Annotated in this window: 16 protein-coding genes; 5 read left to right on the top strand and 11 right to left on the bottom strand. The window is 53.4% G+C overall.

Features of this window, described 5'->3' with window-relative positions; genetic code table 11:
- Positions 1-71: 71 nt before the first annotated feature.
- The 3 genes from FFS57_RS18670 to FFS57_RS18660 are packed head-to-tail and all read right to left on the bottom strand — an operon-like array spanning position 72 to position 5977.
- Positions 72-1103: a response regulator gene (locus FFS57_RS18670; protein WP_137939328.1), complete on the bottom strand. Its 1032-nt coding sequence runs from the start codon at positions 1101-1103 to the stop codon at positions 72-74.
- On the bottom strand, positions 1084-4815 hold the full coding sequence (locus FFS57_RS18665; protein ID WP_137939327.1) for a response regulator: 3732 nt from the start codon (positions 4813-4815) through the stop codon (positions 1084-1086). Before FFS57_RS18665 ends, FFS57_RS18670 begins: the two co-directional genes overlap by 20 nt.
- A gap of 55 nt (positions 4816-4870) precedes the next feature.
- On the bottom strand, positions 4871-5977 hold the full coding sequence (locus tag FFS57_RS18660) for an alkane 1-monooxygenase (RefSeq protein WP_137939326.1): 1107 nt from the start codon (positions 5975-5977) through the stop codon (positions 4871-4873).
- A gap of 230 nt (positions 5978-6207) precedes the next feature.
- Here FFS57_RS18660 and FFS57_RS18655 point away from each other — a divergent pair, with 230 nt between their 5' ends.
- Positions 6208-6975, top strand: coding sequence for a substrate-binding periplasmic protein (locus tag FFS57_RS18655; RefSeq protein WP_171014060.1), 768 nt, complete (start codon positions 6208-6210; stop codon positions 6973-6975).
- 16 nt (positions 6976-6991) lie between these two features.
- On the opposite strand, the gene FFS57_RS18650 is transcribed toward FFS57_RS18655, so the two are convergent.
- From FFS57_RS18650 to FFS57_RS18630, 5 genes are all read right to left on the bottom strand, one after another.
- Entirely contained in the window at positions 6992-8860 is a 1869-nt protein-coding gene (locus FFS57_RS18650; protein WP_137939324.1) for a diguanylate cyclase, read from the bottom strand.
- Positions 8861-8923: 63 nt separating this feature from the next.
- Positions 8924-10153 carry a spore maturation protein gene (locus FFS57_RS18645; RefSeq protein WP_137939323.1) on the bottom strand — a complete coding sequence of 410 codons (1230 nt, stop codon included), beginning with the start codon at positions 10151-10153 and terminating at the stop codon, positions 8924-8926.
- An 81-nt stretch (positions 10154-10234) separates the two neighbouring features.
- A complete protein-coding gene (locus tag FFS57_RS18640; RefSeq protein WP_249384068.1) occupies positions 10235-11212 on the bottom strand; it encodes an alpha/beta hydrolase in 978 nt (325 codons plus the stop codon).
- A 294-nt stretch (positions 11213-11506) separates the two neighbouring features.
- Complete coding sequence (locus tag FFS57_RS18635; RefSeq protein WP_137939322.1) at positions 11507-12265, bottom strand: LytR/AlgR family response regulator transcription factor; 759 nt, start codon at positions 12263-12265, stop codon at positions 11507-11509.
- 2 nt (positions 12266-12267) lie between these two features.
- The gene (locus tag FFS57_RS18630; RefSeq protein WP_137939321.1) at positions 12268-13275 is read right to left on the bottom strand and encodes a sensor histidine kinase; all 1008 of its coding nucleotides are present in this window, start codon (positions 13273-13275) and stop codon (positions 12268-12270) included.
- 30 nt (positions 13276-13305) lie between these two features.
- Between FFS57_RS18630 and argH the strand changes: the two genes are divergently transcribed.
- The 4 genes from argH (at position 13306) to FFS57_RS18610 (ending at position 16141) form a co-directional block, all read left to right on the top strand.
- Positions 13306-14706 (top strand): argininosuccinate lyase, encoded by a 1401-nt coding sequence (gene argH, locus FFS57_RS18625; protein ID WP_137939320.1) that lies wholly within the window; start codon positions 13306-13308, stop codon positions 14704-14706.
- Between the two features lie 3 nt (positions 14707-14709).
- On the top strand, positions 14710-15045 hold the full coding sequence (locus FFS57_RS18620) for a glutaredoxin family protein (RefSeq protein ID WP_137939319.1): 336 nt from the start codon (positions 14710-14712) through the stop codon (positions 15043-15045).
- Between the two features lie 9 nt (positions 15046-15054).
- On the top strand, positions 15055-15570 hold the full coding sequence (locus FFS57_RS18615; RefSeq protein WP_249384067.1) for a GNAT family N-acetyltransferase: 516 nt from the start codon (positions 15055-15057) through the stop codon (positions 15568-15570).
- Between the two features lie 103 nt (positions 15571-15673).
- Positions 15674-16141 (top strand): GNAT family N-acetyltransferase, encoded by a 468-nt coding sequence (locus tag FFS57_RS18610; protein WP_249384066.1) that lies wholly within the window; start codon positions 15674-15676, stop codon positions 16139-16141.
- Between the two features lie 8 nt (positions 16142-16149).
- Here the strand turns inward: FFS57_RS18610 and FFS57_RS18605 are convergent, their stop codons facing one another.
- The 3 genes from FFS57_RS18605 to lysA all read right to left on the bottom strand — a co-directional run bounded on the left by FFS57_RS18605 (position 16150) and on the right by lysA (position 19207).
- Entirely contained in the window at positions 16150-16662 is a 513-nt protein-coding gene (locus FFS57_RS18605; RefSeq protein WP_171014059.1) for a DinB family protein, read from the bottom strand.
- A 234-nt stretch (positions 16663-16896) separates the two neighbouring features.
- Positions 16897-17388, bottom strand: a complete 492-nt coding sequence (locus FFS57_RS18600) for a GNAT family N-acetyltransferase (RefSeq protein ID WP_137939317.1) — start codon at positions 17386-17388, stop codon at positions 16897-16899.
- 577 nt (positions 17389-17965) lie between these two features.
- Positions 17966-19207, bottom strand: coding sequence for a diaminopimelate decarboxylase (gene lysA / locus FFS57_RS18595; RefSeq protein ID WP_137939316.1), 1242 nt, complete (start codon positions 19205-19207; stop codon positions 17966-17968).
- Positions 19208-19298 lie beyond the last annotated feature (91 nt).

The following is a 19298-nucleotide window of genomic DNA, read 5'->3' as shown; positions in this document are numbered from 1 at the left end:
GTTGGCAATACATCCGACGGACTGCTTCGGCTTGTGGATGACAGGTGCTGATGCAAGCCGGCTACCGTCAGTCAATCTTTCAATTGCGATCGGATGGCATTGACCTCATCCAGCTTTGTCATGAAGGCATCCAGGCAGTCTGGGTCAAAATGCAAGCCACGTTGTGATTGCAGGAATTCGATGGCTTGCTCATAGGGCCACGGTTTCTTATAAGGGCGTTCCGACATCAGCGCATCAAATACATCGGCAATGGCAACAATACGGCCAACCTGTGGAATGCCATTGCCTTTCAGTTGCTGGGGATAGCCGGTACCGTCAAATTTTTCGTGGTGTGTCAACGCGATCACTGCACCCATCTGCAATAGTGGCGATCGGCTATCGGCGAGGATGTCATGGCCGTAAATCGCGTGTTTACGCATGATGACCATTTCTGCTTCGTCCAATCGACCTGGCTTGAGCAGAATGTGATCCGGGATGCCAACTTTACCAACATCGTGCATGGGGGCGGCTGCCAGCAATAGCTCCTGTTGTGCCTGATCCCATCCCAACTGGGCAGCGATCAGTTGGGAGTAGAGCGCCATGCGCTGGATATGGGCACCGGTCTCGGGATCGCGGAATTCGGCTGCACGCGTCAGTTTCAGAATGGTTTCCCGTTCACTGCGCTTGATCTCCAGTGTGGCTTTGTGGACTTCTTCGGCCAGCCACGTTGCACGGTCATTCAGGGCTTTTTGGCTGCGCCGCAATAGCAACATGTTACGGACACGTGCCAGAAACTCCTTGTTGTCGATCGGCTTGGTCAGAAAATCGTTTGCGCCGAGGTCCAGTGCCTGGTAACGAACATCCTTGTCATTGTTGGCGGTCACCATGAGCACCGGGATATCCTGATGGCGCGGGTCTGCCCGAAATTGTTCTATGAATTGGAGGCCATTGGGTGCCGGCATCATGTAGTCAACGATGACCAGATCTGGATCATTGTCGCTGCACCATTGCAGCGCTTCTGTTGACTGTTCGAACAACAGAGATTCGGCATCATCCAAGCGCTTGAGCAGGTGTTGTATCAAGGTCAGATTGATACGTGTATCGTCAATGACGATTACTTTCATGCAACCCCCCGGTCTGTACCGTCAGTGTGCATTGTTGTAATAGTGGCAAGACATCAGCCAGGGCCGAATCCAGCTGTTGCATTGTAAGATGGGCTGACGTCCAGTCGGTTGGCTGTCGGCCGAACGTTTCCAGATCTTGGGCAAGGTTGGCGATGTCCTGCAGGCCAAAGTTCACCACCATCCCCCGCAAGGTGTGGGCGGTGCGGTGAACTTTGTCAGCCGCTTTTTGATGCACAGCATCACGCAAGGAATCCACGTACTTATGGTAGTCAGTCAGGAACAGGCTTGCCAGTTGTGCAAACAGGATTTCATCACCGCCCATTCGAATCAGTGCATCGGCAAAGACCGGGTGCCTGGTTGCAGGTGCTGGCCGCTCGGTTGGCAACAAGGAGGTATCTCGTGACAACAATCGCTGTAATAGATCCGCCAGCAATGGCTGCTGGATGGGTTTGGTCAAATATTCATCCATGCCAGCCTGCAGACATTGTTCCCGGTCGCCTTGCATGGCTCGTGCGGTCATGGCAATGATCGGAGTATGTCGCCCCTGTGGTGCTTCGTGTTGGCGGATCAGCGCGGTGGCTTCGAACCCACTCATCACGGGCATCTGCACATCCATCAGAATCAGATCAAAACGCTGTGCCATGGCCAGTTCTGCTCCAATCTGTCCATTTTCGGCCAAGGTCACCTGATGCCCCATTTTTTCAAGCAATCGAATGGCCAGCTTCTGATTCACGGGGTTGTCTTCCACCAGCAGGATATTTCCGGCACGCTCCCGTTCGCGCAGGCTATGCTGGGTAATCAGCGGGGTATTTCCGTCGCCCCCGACTTGACCGAGTGCGAGCGTGATCGCTTCCTGAAGCTCCTGCTCCGAAACCGGCTTGGTCAGGTAGCCGGCCAGCCCGTTAAGCTGGCCTCGTTTGGCGTCACCACGCTTCCCGCCGGATGTCACCAGAAATATTCGTGACGACGAGATCAATGACAACTCATTCAATTGTGTCACCATGGTCAAGCCATCAACACCCGGCATGTGGCCATCAATAAACATCAAATCGAATGGCTGTTGCAGCTCACATCGCTCCTGTACCAGCGGAATTGCTGTATGGGCGCCATCGGCGGTACTGACTTTGAGCCCTAGTCGGGTCAATTGTCGGTTGAATACGATCAGGTTGGTCGAGTTGTCGTCTACCACCAGTGCGGTTTTGCCTGGCAAGTCATTCAAGGGAATCGCAACGGGCGGTTCGATGTCGGCGGGAATGGTATAGGTCAGCGTAAAGTGAAACGTACTGCCCTTGCCGGGTTCGCTTTCTACCCAAATATGTCCACCCATCAGGTCGGTCAATCGATGGCAAATGGTCAAGCCCAGCCCGGTGCCGCCATACTTGCGGGTAGTCGAGGTGTCAGCTTGTTGGAATGACTCGAAAATCAGCTGTTGTTTCTGTTTGGGGATGCCGATCCCTGTGTCACGCACTGAAAATTTTACTTGCAGATGGTTGGGCTGGTGGTCGTCCACCATGATGTCAAGAACGATCTCACCATGTTCGGTAAATTTGATGGCATTACCAATCAGGTTATTGAGGATTTGCCGCAGTCGTCCCGGGTCGCCAATCAGTCTGCGTGGCAAGGCTGGGTCGATGTCACAGATCATCTCCAACCCTTTTTCCTGTGCTCGCAGGCCCATGCTTTTTACGATGTCATTGAGCATGGGGCGCGGCGCGAATTCGACTTGCTCGATCTCTGTATGACCCGCTTCGATCTTTGAAAAATCCAGAATTTCATTGATGACGGTCAGTAGCCCATCCGCTGAGGATTTCACCAGGCCCAGATATTCACGCTGATCGTCATTCAGGTCAGTATCAAGCGCCAGTTGCACCATTCCGATGATGCCATTCATCGGCGTACGGATTTCATGGCTCATATTGGCCAAAAATTCACTCTTGGCGCGGTTCGCCGATTCGGCTGCATCCTTGGCGCGCGTCAACATGGCTTCAGACTGTTTGAGACTGGTGATATCCGTATGCAGACTGACCACACCACCGTCTGCCGTGTGCCGATCCGAGCTACGTAACCATCGGCCATTTATCTGCTGCTCGACTGGTTGTCCAGGATGGCGAATTTGAGCTAGCTGTTGCTGGATGAAATATGCTGAATCCAGACCGCTCCAACGATGGCCACCGTTGAAACAATATTCCCGTAAGATTTCCAGATAAGGTGTACCGGGATTGAGTGCCTTGGCTGCTGGGGCAAACAGTTCCCGATAACGTTGGTTGCAGATGGCGAGACGTTCATCTGAATCCAACATGATCAGGCCGGCATCTAGGCTTTCAATCGCATCCACCAGCTGAATGCGGGCACGGTTGATTTCGTTTTCCGCTAGCTTGCGCTGAGTGATGTTGCGGAATGTCCACATGATCCGGCGTTTGTCGGATGTGCCCATCGGTACAAAATCCATTTCCAGGATGCGGCCATCAGTCATCCATACTTCTGTATCCCGGTTCATCACTCCTTGCAGGTGCAGGTCATTGGCTTGAAGCATGAACGCATCGCCATCGGCAAGCAGCGGGTGAATGGTCAGCATAGCCTCGTGAAAGGTCTGCCCGGCCTGAATGTTGGTCTGACCACTGGCATCCAGCAACTGATTCATGGTCTGGTTGATCAAGACAATCTGGCCGGTGGAATCTTCTACCATGACGCCCGCTGAAATGCTTTCTACCAGTGTCAACAGCACTTCCATGGTGCGTTTCAATTCGCGTTCCGCTTCGATCCGCTCGGTGATGTCAATCAACGAACCAGCCAGCCCCAGCAATTTACCCTGATCATCCTCGAAACGGTGGACATACATTTCGATCCAATGGATCTGGCCATACTTGTTCGCATACCGTGCGGTGTAACGGCAAAAGTCAATGTCGCGGGCAAGCAGGGGGGCAATGTGCTCCTGAACGCTCTGTACATCTTCGGGATGGATCAGTTCATTGAAGTGATGACCAATCGATTCTTCGGCACTGAAGCCGGTCATATCGCACCAGGCTGGGTTCAGGTAACACCAATGGCCATCGGCATCTGTCTGGTAAACCACTTCCCGTAGACTCTCCACCACCAGACGGAAACGTCGTTCACTTTCCAGTAACTGTGCTTGTGCCCGCTCTTGTTCGTTGACAAGGTGGCTGATCATGGTGGACAGATAAGCGATATCTGAGCTGTCTTCCTCAACCAGGGGCAGATTGCTGGCGGATAGCAGATGGTTGGTGGTTTCGCGCAATCGATTCAACGCAGCTTGCTGGATTTGGGCATCGTGGCGCAATTGCTCGTTGGCCTGGAACAGCTCGGCAGAGCTCAGCTCCAGGCTGCGAGTACGCAAGGCCAAGTCGCGTTCGGCTTGCAGGTAGGCGTGATCAACCTGCTTGATGAAGGTGAGCAACTTGTCACCCAGATTGGACAGGGGGGTGTCGTCAGGAAGATCGCAGGAAGCATAATCCAGCATACTCAGCAGACTGGCCATGTCATCGTCATTTTCAATGCCCGGCGATCGTTTCAGCTGGCGCTGCAACAATTTGCTGAAGGTGCTATATGAGGGCAACGGCGTATCGTGATCGCGCACAATAGGCTCACTGGCGAATGCCAAGATTGAGACAGTGGGCGCATGCCCGTATTTGATTTCAGGAATATGCCCAGTTTGGGACGGTGATTTGATGGCCCCACATTGTTTATAGTGCATGTTGCCATGCAATAAAAAGCCAGTTTTTCACTGGCTTGATTGAATACGGGGAATGTCACACCCCCGGTTGTGGGACGGTTTGTCGGGTGCGAGCAAAGGCGTCTACCCTAGGATTCATGACCGCGAACCAAAGGGGTGGGATGGCTGCCAGCCAGATCATCCCGGCATAGCCTGTAGGTAGTTGGGGTGCCTCGTCGAAAGCTCGGAGCGTCTGGTAGCGACGGCCGGGCCAAGTGTGGTGATCGGCATGGCGTTGCAGATGATAAAGAAAGCAATTGCTGACCAGGTGGTTGGCATTCCATGAGTGGATGGGTTGTACCCGTTCATAACGACCATCCGGTAATCGGGCACGTGTCAAACCGTAATGTTCCAAGTAGTTGACGACTTCCAGCAAGACAATACCGATTGCTGCCTGGGCCACAAAGATCGTGCCCATCAGCCAGCCTTTGCCAAGGGCCAGCCGTTCGCCAATGACAATGATCATGACCAGTACGGCCAGCGGGATCAGTACATTGCGGTACATTTCATTCTGCCAATGCCAGGCAGGGTGGCCCAGTCGTGCCAGTCGCTCGTTCTCCAGCTCGCAGGCCTTGCGGAAGGTACCGACTATGGTGCGTGGCAAAAAGCGATAGAACGATTCGCCCAGGCGGGCACTGGCTGGGTCTTCAGGGGTAGAGACCAGGGCATGATGTCCCCGGTTGTGCTCATTCATGAAATGGCCATACCACACCGCATGTAACAGCACCTTGGCCAGCCATTTCTCAAACCGGTTATGTTTATGGCCCAGTTCATGTGCCACTACAATCAGGATGCCGCCCAATATTCCCATTGACCACATGTTGCCGATCAGATTGGCCAATGGCCATTCAACCGTCATTGTGCGATACAACAGCATCCCCAACGTCAGGTAATAAGCTGGTACAAACAACCACGTGATAAGCCGATAGTAAAGTGCAGTATCCAGTTGCTGTGTTTCTGCATCTGAATAGTTGGTACGGTCTTCGCCCACCAGCAAATCGATCAACGGGATCAGCCCGAATGCCGTGAGCGGCGTCAGAAAACTCCATATCCCACCCCATACCGCGCCCGCCATCACCATGGCTGGAACGATGAATACAATCAGATAGGCAAACTGTTTGATGGTCTTCCAGATGGTCTGCATGGCGTTTCCCTTCTTTTATTTTGTTTGATTGTAGGGCAGTTAAACGATTGTGCAAATTAATCAGACGAGGAGAAAACCCTCGAGGAATCAGCCTGCCATCTTTGATTGGAAAGGAATTTTCGACCTTGGCAGGCTGGTGTCATCGGCTATGCTGAAGCTGGAGCCGCATTGCATTTGACCAATTTGTTACAGGCCCACTGAAGTGGATATAACCTGTCATGGAGACCAACATGCCTATCACCACGATGCACCTGGCCCGTTTCGGTTTATTGTTTTGTCTTGCCGCCCCCAGCTGGGCTGCCAAGCAGGCAGTTATACTGGTGGGTGATGACGATTACCCACCATATAGTTTCAAGGATGCCAGTGGCGCACCTAAAGGGATTTACGCCGACGTGCTGAGGAAAGTGGGTGCTGCCATGCCGAATTTCACCATCGAGCTGCAGGTGGCACCTTGGAAGCGGGCGCTGAACAATGCCGAAAACGGCGAGACGATAGGGATCTATCCACCTTACAAAAAGCCGGAGGCCCGGCCATGGATGCGATATTCCGCCCCTTTGCTGAACGAAACGGTAGTCGCCGTGTGCACTCGCAAGGTGGCGGAAGCGAAGAAAGGGGCGGCTTGGCCTGCTGGGTTCGCCGGGTTGCGCTTTGGCAATAATGCAGGGTTTCAAACACCCGGCAAGCCATTTTTTGATATGGCTGCATCCGGTAAGCTGACGGTGGAGGAGGCCAAGACTACTGAACAGAATCTGCAAAAGTTGGTCAATGGGCGAATCGATTGCTACCCCAATGATCGACGTGCCATCGAATCTGAAGTACAACGATTGAAGCTGGATGCGTCGGCCATTGTTGAAGTCGCGATTGTTGGCAAGGAGGCGGGTTATATCGGTTACACCTCGAAAGGGGCCAAATTCTCTTATCAGGATGCCTTCATGAAAGAGTTTGACGAAACGCTGAACAAATTACGTGCGGCAGGACAGATCCCCGCACTGGATTGAACCGCAAGCCGGGTGCTCAGGCTTCCACCAGGCAGTGGATGACCCGATTGCGCCCGGCAGCTTTGGCTTGATAGAGCGCTGTATCGGCTTCAGCCATTACATCATCGATTGTTCGGTGTGTGTCGCGCAGGATGGTGACACCAATACTGATAGTGAACCAGAGCGGAGCCTCATCAGCCAGACGAATACGCATTGCGGCGACTTCCAGTCGTAGCCGTTCCGCAACTTCCATTGCCAGTTTCTGGCCGGTCTCTGGCAATAGAACCGCAAATTCCTCGCCCCCCAGTCGTCCGATGACATCGGTCTGGCGCAATGTTTTCAAGCAGACGCTAGCCAGGGATTGCAGCGCCAGGTCCCCAACTTGATGACCATAACGGTCATTGACCTGCTTGAAGTGGTCAATGTCCAACAGCATCAACGACATTGATCGGTTGAAACGTCGCGACCGGGAAATCTCCATGACCGCTTTCGCAATGAACCCACGGCGATTGGTCAACCCGGTCAGACTGTCGGTAATGGCTTGCCGCTCCAGTTGCATTTCCAGCATCTTGCGTTCAGTGATATCCACTAAGCAGATGAATAAACGCTTCAAATCTCCATCATATTCGATGCTTGCGGAAATCAGCGCCCAAAAGACTGAACCGTCACGCTTCGCCAATCTTGCCTCAAAGTCTTGCACCACACGGGTTTCGCGCAATTGCTGATCGAATTGTGCGGCCTCTTCAGGCTCTACAAAGTAGTTCATCATGTGTTTGCCCTGGGCCAGGCTCTTGTCGGTATCAAACAAGGTAAGGGCTCGTTGATTGATGAATTCCAGCTCCATACCTGGAAATGATGCAATCACCAGAGAAACTGGCGCCACTTCAGCGGTCAACCGAAACCTTTCTTCGCTCAGTTTAAGCTGTCGCCGGCTGTGAAGCAGTTCCTGTGTGCGTCCCTGCGCTTGCCAGAACAGCATCATCATGACGGAGACAAGTAGAATCAGGATGCCCGATGCTGTGGCGTAGATCAGGAACGAGTTTTCCAAGGTCTGCACCACTTCGGATTCAGATAGTCCGACGGCCAGGATCAACGGGCTGTCGGTTACGCGGCGTAATGCGGTGATGCGCATGATGCCGTCAAACGGAGACTCGATCCGTTGATTGCTGATTGGCGCCTTCAAGGCCACAAAGTCCTTCAAGCCGGGCAGTGGGGTCAAAATGGATTGCGGGGTAACCAGGTAAGGGGTGCGAGCCAGCCAGTTGGCCTGTTCATCATGCAATGACACTATGCCATGCTTGCCCACATCCAGCGTACCCAACAGTAGTAACAGCCGCGCGACTGGGATGACCACCACTGTTGCACCCAGATATTGGCCATTTTCATCTAGAAGTGCCCGCGCCAGCATCATACTGGTACCGGATCGGGCGAGCAGATCACTGGCATCGATTTTGACCAGCATTTGATGACGATCCAGCTTGAACTGGTTCAACCAGTCCGCCATGGCCAGATGAGCCCATTGCTCTGCCTGTCCATGTACCTGCCGGATCAGTTGTGCTTTCTCGTCGAAAACCGCCAGCTCACTGGCTTGCGGCAGGGTTTCAAGCTTGAGTTGCAACTTGAGAGGCTGAACGGCAAGCGGCCTGGTGGGGCGATCACGTACTTCATCGGCCGTATCCCTTAATACCAGATCGGCCTCCCGCATCAAGCCGCGAATCCTGAGTTCAAGCAGCGATGACAGGTTGTCTGCCTGCGAAACTGCTGCCTTTAAGGCGTTGGCACGGGCGTCATAAATGAGAAAACTGAGCCAGCCCAGTACCGCACACACCAATACTGCGGCGATGATCAGGGTGATTTGCCGTTGCAGGCGAATATTTGAATGTACGGTATCCGGTTCAGTGGCCATGAATGGATGAAGGTTGTGGGCGAATCGTCGTCTTTGCTTCCAATATAGGGGGCAGATCGCCCTTTATCCGAAAAACGCGTAGGCCACTGCCACGGCTGCTGCAAAACTGGCCAGATCAGCTATCAAGCCGCATGCTAGTGCGTGTCGGGTATGACGAATACCAACAGAGCCAAAGTACACCGCCAACACATAGAACGTGGTCTCGCTGGAGCCCTGTAAAATCGAGACCAAGCGACCAGAAAAGGAATCGGCCCCTTGCGTCTTTAAGGTATCCAGCATCATGGCGCGGGCGCCGCTTCCGGAGAGTGATTTCAGAATGCCGGTCGGGAGGGCATCGACCCATCGGGCATCATAACCAAGGTTGACCACCAGTCCGCGAATGCCACCAATCACCAGTTCCAGCATACCACTGGCTCGCAACAGGGCAATGGCCAGCAACATGGCGACCAGATAGGGGATGATGCGTATGGCAGTCTCAAACCCACCTTTCGCCCCATCGACAAACGCCTCGTAGACATCAATACCTTTTAGCCAGGCGCCACCCACAAACAGCACCACGACACCCATCAAGGCGGCATTGCTCAGTAACAAGGACTGAGTTTGCATGTCGGCTGCGGATAAATGTAGCAACCAGCTGGCCATGCCCGCCAACAGCGCGCTCCAGCCACCCAGCCACAACAACAGTATCGGGTCGAACAGGCGAATGCGCTGAATCAAGCCGGTGACGACAATGCCAACCAGTGTGCCCGTAAACGAGGCAATCAATAAAGGCACAAATACATCGGCGGGGTTGGCGGCTCCCATTTGTGCCCGATAAGCCATGATGGTGACCGGAAACAATGTGACCGCTGCGGTGTTGATCACTAGAAACATGATTTGCGCATTGCTGGCAGTATCGGCATTGGGATTCAGCCTTTGCAGATCCTGCATGGCCCGCAGACCCAGTGGGGTGGCAGCATTGTCCAGGCCCAGCATATTGGCAGCGATGTTCATGGTGACGCTGCCCAGTGCAGGGTGTCCCGCCGGCACCTCAGGAAACAGCCGTTTGAAGAGGGGAGCCAGACCCCTGGCCAGCTTTTCGATAAAGCCAGCTTGTTCACCGATGCGTAACAACCCCAGCCACAGGGTCATGACCCCGGTCAGACCCAAGGCGATTTCGAAGCCTGTCTTGGCGGAATCGAACATGGCCTTGGTCAATTGGCCGAAAATATCGTGCTGTCCCAGCGCAATGGCTTGAAAGCATGCCGTTACAAACGCCAGCACAATGAAGCCAGCCCAGATTGTATTCAACATGGTGGGTCAGAAAATCAACAAGATGAATGGGAGGGCACGTACGGCATCGTTGGTCGGCCCATAATGGACCGGGGCCTTTACTCAGGCAGCCATAGCTTCGTTGGTGGCAGGCGAAGGCTGATGGGATTGATCGAAGTGCTGTAACAGCCAAACCACCAAGTCGGCATAGATGGTTTCTCTGCCTGTTTCGTTCAGGATTTCGTGTCGCCCACCAGGATAGATCCTGCAATTCACATCTTGCATGCCCGCAGCCTGATAACGCTTCATTACCGTTCGACAACCACGCCCTCCCATGCTGACGGGGTCACGGCTGCCGGCAATGAATAAGGTCGGCAGACCGACGGGAACTGCTCTGCCATCGGCTTCGGCTTGTTCCATAGCGACAATGCCACCGAACAGATCAATCCAGAGTTGGGTGGAGCAGTCAAAGCCACAGAAAGGGTCTGCAACGTAGGCATCCACTTTCTCTGGGTCGCGTGATAACCAGTCGAAGGCAGTACGGTTGGGCATGAACTGCAGATTGAAAGTGCCAAAACTGAGCTTGCCCATCAGTTTGCTGGGGGTGCGTGGGCCGATCCGTTTAGCGTCCCAACGGGCAATGGAACGTGCCAGTTTTGCAATACCGCCATAGCGAATACCGGTAGAGGAAATGATGGCGCCAGCCAAGGTGTTCGCATGTTGTAGTAAATAGGCTCTTGTAATGAACGAGCCCATGCTGTGTCCCAACAGTACTATTGGCAGGTCGGGATGACGGCTGTGGACAAACCGATTGACCTGCAGCATATCTCCCAAGACTTTGGTCCAGCCATCCTGGTCGTTGAAATGTCCGAGGGTTTCGTCGCCCTGCACACTATGGCCATGGCCACGATGATCATGGGTGTAGACGGCAATCCCATGTTGATTCAAATAAACAGCCAGTTCGTGATAACGCAAGCAGTGTTCAGCCATGCCGTGCGAGATATGCACAATGCCACGTAAGGGCGGTTGATCCGGTAGCCAGCACACAGTAAAAATCGGGTGTCCATCCGAGGCGGTCAACGTCAATCGTTCTTCCTGCACGGGTGCTCTCCTGTTGGCGGCAACTTCGACACTGCAATCGTTGCTTCGATTATCCGGCACGTTGTCAAACTTCGTTGGGGTTACAAGACTGCACTACTCAATGAACAGGTTTGCTGCTGATTCAGTGTGATGCCATGTTGGCATGCGCCATCCGTTTCCGACACCGGAAAGTTTGGCAGCGTGTTCATCTGAGAATAAGCCTATGGTGCGGGGAATGCCGCAATGTTGCAAGCTGCAGGGGCCAGAATGAGGAAAAGGCCACCTCAGGCTAGCCTGTCCAATCAGCAATGCGGTTCAGAGATGGCGGTATTCGCGCACAATTGCTTGTTGACGTCGGCTGATCGGTAATCGCTCCGGGACGCCATTCAGTACAGCAACCCAATGACCTTCCCCCTCCTGAGTGGTAGCGCGCTCAAAGCCTGCAATATAGGCACGAGCCACCAGACAGTTGCGGTGGATGCGGACAAACGCTTCGGGGAATTCCTGCTCCAGGTGGGTCAGTGATTCCTCAAGCAAGTACTCCCGAGTGGTGGTACGTACCGTGACGTATTTGAGCTCTGCTTTCAGGTAGAGCACTTCTTTGATTGGCACCAGTACAACCTTGCCTCGCTCCGACACGCTCAGAAACTGTCGGCTCTTCTGATCCAGATTTTTGACCGCGGGCGGTGGCGCGTTGAATTTGTGTGCTTTCTCCAGTGCAGCCTGTAGCCGCTCCAGGCGAATGGGTTTCAGCAGGTAATCGATGGCATTCACCTCAAATGCCTGTAACGCAAACTGGTCATAGGCTGTGGTGAAGATGATACCTGGTGGTTTCGACAGTTTGGCCATATGCTGGGCCAGTTCGATACCTGACATGCCGGGCATTTTGATGTCCAGCAAGGCAATGTCAGCGTCGTTTTCGTTCAGCCAGGTCAGTGCCTGCTGGCCCGAGCCTGCTTCACCGGCCAATGTCAGGCCCATTGAACCTGGGCAATCGTCGATCAGGTCTTTCAGGCGTTGTCGCGCCGGCATTTCATCATCAACGATCAGAATTCGGATTACGTTTGCAGCCATGATTATTCTCGATAGGGCAGCACAATGTGTACTTGATAATAGTTGCTGCCGACGGTCGTGGTAAGGGAGGCTTCAGCATCAAAAAACAAGGCAAGCCGTTCACGGATATTGCCCATTGCCATTTTGTTGCCGGCATGATGTTTGCCATCGTCGGGCGCGAACGGGTTGCGAATGTCCAAATGGACTTCATTACGCGAGCGATAAGCATTGACGCTGATGATGCCCGGCGTTTCGCAGGGCTCGATTCCATGATAAACCGCGTTTTCTAGCAAGGGCTGCAAGACCAACGGCGGAATTTTGGCCTGTAACGGTGCTTTGTCGATATGCCATTCGATCTGCAATCGCTCTCCCAGCCTCAATTGCTCAATGGCCAGGTAGTTGGATGCCAGTTCCAGTTCTCGCTTCAGCGATGACAGTTGATTGTTGTCAGCCATCACCACCCGGAACAGATCAGCCAAATCTTCCAGTGCCCGTTCAGCTACCCTGGGTTTGCTGCGGATCATGCTCAATACTGCATTCAGGCTGTTGAACAGAAAATGGGGCCGGATGCGGGCTTGCAGCGCTTGCAAGCGTGCCTCGGCCAGCGCGGGGGACAATGCCCGATTGCGCAAATAGAAGTAGTTGAGCAACACGCCACTGCTGACGGATCCATAGATCATCGCCCGCATGATGCGCTCACCAGATCGGATTTCGCGATCCCCCAGTGCCATTGCCGCGATGGCACTCAGCACAGCGGTACCACACATCACCAGAATAACACCGCGTGTATAGCTTTGTTGGTGTAGTGGTTGGTTGACCGCGGCCAGCAGCAGCATCGCTGCCAACATGGCTGGTTGTACCACGATCGAAAAATTAGTGAAGATGTTGGCGACCTCGCGAAAGCTGTCGCTGCAGGCAAGGGACATCATCAGAATGGCCAGATTGACCGCCAGCAGGATGCGCATTTGCGTACCCAGGTTGCGGAAGTCCGGTAAGGCGTCGGGAACGCGGTTTTGGCTTATAATCGTCATCCTTATATTTTTGTACAAGGCGAATGACATATGCAAGCCAGTAACCTGGATAACCGCGACAAAGCGTGGTCTGGCCGATTCTCCGAGCCGATGTCCGATCTGCTGAAACGCTATAACGCGTCAGTTGATTTCGATAAACGCATGGCCGAATTCGATATCCAGGGATCGCTTGCCCACGCCCGCATGCTGGAACGTGCTGGCGTATTGTCGCAAACCGATCTGGATGCCATTGAGGCGGGTATGGCCGAGATTCTGGACGATATTCGCGCTGGCCGTTTTGAATGGACGATCGATTTGGAAGATGTGCACATGAACATCGAAAAGCGATTGACCGACAAGATTGGTGATGCAGGCAAACGCTTGCATACCGGCCGATCGCGCAATGATCAGGTTGCGACGGATATTCGTTTGTATGTGCGCGCTGCCATTGATGAAGTCGTGACTTTGCTATCCGAAATGCAAAAGTCACTATTGAATCTGGCCGAGCAGCATGCTGATACCGTCATGCCAGGCTTCACCCATTTGCAGGTGGCTCAGCCGGTTACCTTCGGCCACCATCTGATGGCATATTTCGAGATGTTCGGTCGTGATATTGAGCGTTTTGTCGATGCTCGCAAACGTACCAATCGCATGCCGTTGGGTAGTGCAGCATTGGCTGGTACCAGTTACCCGATTCAGCGTGATTACACGGCCGAGCTGCTGGGCTTCGAGCAAGTCTGCCGTAATTCGCTCGACGCCGTGTCTGATCGTGACTTTGCCATTGAGTTTACGGGGGCCGCTGCCATCGCCATGATGCATATGTCACGTCTGTCGGAAGAGCTGATTCTGTGGATGAATCCGCGTTTTGGTTTCATCGATATTGCAGATCGTTTCTGTACCGGTAGCTCGATCATGCCGCAAAAGAAAAACCCGGATGTGGCTGAGCTGGCCCGAGGTAAGTCTGCCCGTGTATTTGGTCATTTGATGGGATTGCTGACATTGATGAAAGGTCAGCCGCTGACCTACAACAAGGACAATCAGGAAGACAAGGAACCCTTGTTCGACACGGTGGATACACTCACCGTTACCCTCAGTATCTATGCCGACATGATGCGTGGCATCACTGTCAACAAGGCCGCCATGCGTGCAGCTGCATTACAGGGTTTTGCCACTGCTACTGACCTGGCTGATTATCTGGTCAATCGTGGTTTGCCGTTCCGTGATGCGCACGAAGTCGTCGCACGTGCGGTGCGTTTTGCCGAGAGCAAACGTTGTGATTTGGCGGAGCTGAGCCTGGATGAAATGCGAACCTTCTCACCCTTGATCGAACAGAACGTATTTGAGGTATTGACGCTGGAAGGTTCGTTGAATGCCCGTAATCATATCGGTGGTACGGCACCGGCTCAGGTACGTGCAGCAATTGCTGCCGCCCGCCAGGTATTGGGCTGCTGAATCATGTGGCGACGTTTTGCCCCCATTCTAATGATTTGCGTGCTGGGTGGGGTATGGCATGTGTGGAAACAGCCTTCAACGGTGCTGATCGAGCCCGCCAGTCTGGGTCGAGTCCAGTTGTATGCCACCAGTTGGTGTGGCTATTGTGAATCGGCCCGACAGTATTTCAATGCAAAAGGTATCCAATTCGAGGAGTTTGATGTCGAGAAAGATGTCGCAGCCAATGCACGAGCGCTGAGCTTGGCAGGGCCGGGTGTCCCGGTCATTGTTGTCGGGCAGGAAGTCATGCACGGTTTCTCACAGGGTGAATTCGAAGCTCGTTTTGGTCAACAGCAATAGTTCCTACTCATGATAGTCATTCGTCCTATTACGCCTGATGATGCACAGGCATATCATGCATTACGTCAGCAACTGGATCACGAAACGCACTTTATGCTGTATGAGCCTGGTGAAAGGCCAGGGGGCGTGGTAGAGGTACGAAACGAATTGATCGCCTTGCTGGCTTATCCCAATCAGACAGTATTGGTCGTGGCGGAGGATGATCGACTGGTTGGCTTTGTCTCGGCAACCGGAGGTGTGGCATCACGTATTCATCATCGTGCTTACCTGGTGGCCGGCATTTTGAAAGATTACGCGGGGCTGGGATTGGGGCAGCGTCTGTTTGCCGCGCTGAACGAATGGGCTGCGCAGGTGGGCATTCATCGCCTGGAGCTGACCGTCATGGCACATAATCAGCCTGCGATCGCGCTTTATCAGAAGGCCGGTTTTCAGATTGAAGGTATCAAGCATCATTCCTTCAAAATCGACGGTGATTATGTCGATGAGTACTATATGGGCAAATTGCTGGATGTTGTCCCTAGCTAGGCAACAGTCGTAGCCCCGTCTTCTGCCCCACGGCACGTTGCTGGTGGTTCGCCACGGCCCTTGCTTGCCGGCTTTTTTATTTTGTTGTTCAGGATTTGACCTCATGATGCAGATTTCTTGGCAATGCCTCGCCTTTTCCGAATTGGATACGACAAAGCTCTATGCGATGATGGTGTTGCGTCAGCGCGTCTTCATCGTTGAACAGGACTGTGTCTATCTGGATGCGGATGGTGCAGACCTGCAGGCACATCATCTGTTGGCCTGGTCGGCAGATGGCATTTTGCTGGCTTACGCCCGGTTGCTACCACCTGGCGTGAAGTTTGCCGATGCATCCTTTGGCCGTGTAGTGACCGCACCAGAAGCCCGAGGGAAGGGGATTGGCCGGTTGCTGTTGGCGCAAATCATGCAGGTGATGGATACACTCTTTCCGCACCAGCCCATTACCATTGGTGCACAGACTTACTTAAAAGCCTTTTACGGTCGTGTCGGGTTTACTGCTATTGGTCCGGAATATCTCGAAGATGGCTTGCCGCATATCGATATGCGTCGTTTGCCGGCTCTGCCAGCCTAAAGCTGGGATCATGCAGGGATTGTTTCCCTGCGAATGGCACCCGGTGCCCAATAGATGTCCGTTACGCCAATGTCTATACCATGTTGTCTAAGCAAGGTAGCTGCCTGACCGCGATAATGGGTTTGATGATTGAACATCTGCACAATCCACAACGATTTGGTCAACACGCGTTTAATGCCGTCGCTGCCAAGGTAAGATGCATCTGCGTCCAGAAAGGCCATGTCCACCTTGGCGGCCCATGCCAACAAGGCATTGTCCAACGATTTGCGCTGGTATCGCAGCTGCTCGAAAGTCAGTTGTTGAGTGGGATAGAGGTGGGAAGGCTCCGGGCCGTCAAACAGGACCAGTTGTTTCACCCAGTGTGCGTCCCCCCAAAGCAGGTGCTGTAACGTATCATGCAGCGAGCACGACGCACCGTGCCGGCGTTTCTCGTCCGGCAGGGCTGCCGACAGGGAAAACAATCGCTCGTTGAACCAGGCGTTGTAGCTCGCGAATAGTCGGCAATATTCAGGTGTAATCATTCCAATTCCTTGGCAAAAAGTACGGCGGCCGATGCAAGCCAGACTGGCATGTGCCAACGCCATGTTGCAAGGCGATGGATTCCCAGTAGTGTCATTGGTTCCCGAATCCAAACGAGAGAGAGGGATCTCCTCGGAATCAGATTGGCCAATTCAGACATCGTGCTTGTTGCGAGGTCAACATGATGCATGTTTCCAGGCCTGTCACCGGCTGCCGCCAAGGGGTGTTGCCAGCTGCTAGCGCAGGCTTGAAATATCGTCGCTGGACATGGCCAACATGGGGTTGCCGTTATGTGCGGTCCGATTGATGGGGCGGAAGCCCAAAGACCGGAAGAACGCGCGTGACACCACGTTGTCGGGATGGTGGGTCACTACCATCCACTGACAATCAGGTAGTGCGGCCAGCCCCTTCAGAATGGCAGTAGCAGCAATGCGGCCAAGACCCTGTCTATGATAACGGGCGTCGATTACCAGTTGTTTCAGCTCATATTCACCCGGTACCCGCTGGGTTTGTGCTACATCGTTATAGCTTGGGCCAAAGGCAATCATACCGACCGCGTTGTCTGCGATATCGGCATGGATCAGCCGAAATTGGGAGCCAGGCCGATCCAGTGATTGCTGGTGCCAGTACCAGGAAGGTAATACCCATTCTTTTTCCAATGAACCTGGATCAATCTTTTCCAGGTCGCCGCGATTGTGCAGAGTGACAGGTCTTAGTTCTACGTTCATGGTATCAATTAGGATTTCCAGTAGCTGTGCAAGAAGACGTAGGAGCGTCGCGGGCGTGACCACGACTGGACCGCGATGGATTGCAGGCCCTCCCGGATGACGAGCGCTATCCGCCAGTCATGTATTCACGTCAGAATATGCGCGTAAGCTACGTGACAGGCGGCTCCGCGGTTATTTGTCATATTGAGCGGCGCGCTGTGTGGGGCGGAATCCTAGTGCAGTGGCATGCATTCGCCAACTACTTTCGATACTGCCTATATTGCCATGCAATGATGTATGGAAGCCCCGTCCAGCAAGGTTTTTCGATGTAAACGGTTTCCACCTGATAGGACGCGACCTGCTCATTTCCAAGGGCCATCAACTTTATGAGTAGATGGCGATGCGCGAAGCTTGGCATGTCGGTAACTGTTTGTTTGGCACCATTTTGAGCGGGTTGATGCGAGCGAGATCGAGTAACGCTTACGCGCGCGAGCAACGGTGAAAGGGCTGTGTAGAGCAGCCCTTGATCACGGATGGAGTGCCATTGGGAATGCAATGGGATGGAATATATGTCACGATGCCAGCTGAGTTGGGTAGATCAGCCGAGATTTTCCAGTGCCAACAATTCGTCAATGGTCTGTCGGCGCCGAATCAATCTGGAGTGATCACCTTCGATCAACACTTCTGGAATCAAAGGTCGGCTGTTGTAGTTGGAAGACATTGAGGCGCCATAGGCACCAGTGTCATGAATGACCAGCAAGTCACCCACAGCCGTGTCTGGTAGCATGCGTGGTGCGACCACACCGCCATCCCGTTGAGTAAATACATCGCCTGATTCGCACAATGGACCTGCTACGACGGTGGGGACTGAGGTTGCTGAAGCATTGGATTGTCCGTGGCGATGAATGATCGAAATGCCATGGTAACTACCATACATCGATGGCCGCATCAGATCATTGAAGCCGGCATCAACCAGCACAAATCGATTGCTACCCATCTGTTTGACCGCACGTACTTCTGTTAGCAATGCACCCGATTCTGCCACTAGAAAGCGACCAGGCTCGATTTCCAACCGCACCGGGTGACCTAGGTGCTGTGCGATTCGTTGCCTTGCCTGATCCCATAGGCCAAAGTAATGTGAGGTGTCGATGCGCGGTTCATGTTGCTGATAGGGGATGGATAGTCCGCCACCAGCCGAGATGGCTTCGATGTCATGGCCCATGGTGCGAACAAGTGTCACCATGGCGTCACACACTTGTGCGAGGTGGTGATAGTCCACACCTGAGCCGATATGCATGTGCAACCCGACCAAGTGCAACTGGTGCCGGCGAATGGCGGCCAGCGCATCTTGTAGGTGCTCGTGCCAGATGCCGTGCTTGCTGTTTTCGCCGCCGGTATTGGTCTTGTTACTATGTCCGTGACCAAAGCCAGGATTGATACGTAGCCAGACCCGGTGCCCCGGGTGAAGTTCGCCAAGTTGATGCAGCATATCGATGGAGCCTGCATTCACCTCAACATTCAATGCGACAACCTTGGCCAAGGTTTCGTGATCCAACAGGTCAGCAGTGAACACAATCCCAGCAGGTTCACCTGATGAGTTGAATCCGGCGAGTATGGCCCGATCGATTTCACCGGATGATACCGAATCCACTACCACGCCTTGTTCTCGCATCAATCTAAGAATATGGATATTGGAACAGGCTTTCTGTGCGAAGCGAATCACGTCAAACATCCGCAATGACTTGATGCGCTCCCCAATCACGCTAGCATCGTATAGCCATAATGGCGTGCCATAGTGTTGTGACAGTTCGGTCAGCTTTTCATCTGGTAGCGACAGCATGGTAAATCTCCCGGCATGTTTTGTTGCTGCTATCTTGGCTTAGTCTATTCATTCAATAAAATATTAAAAATTTGTTCATTCATTCATTTAT

The sequence above is a fragment of the Chitinivorax sp. B genome, from assembly GCF_005503445.1.
Lineage (GTDB): Bacteria > Pseudomonadota > Gammaproteobacteria > Burkholderiales > SCOH01 > Chitinivorax.
This window is presented reverse-complemented; position numbering and strand designations above follow the sequence as displayed.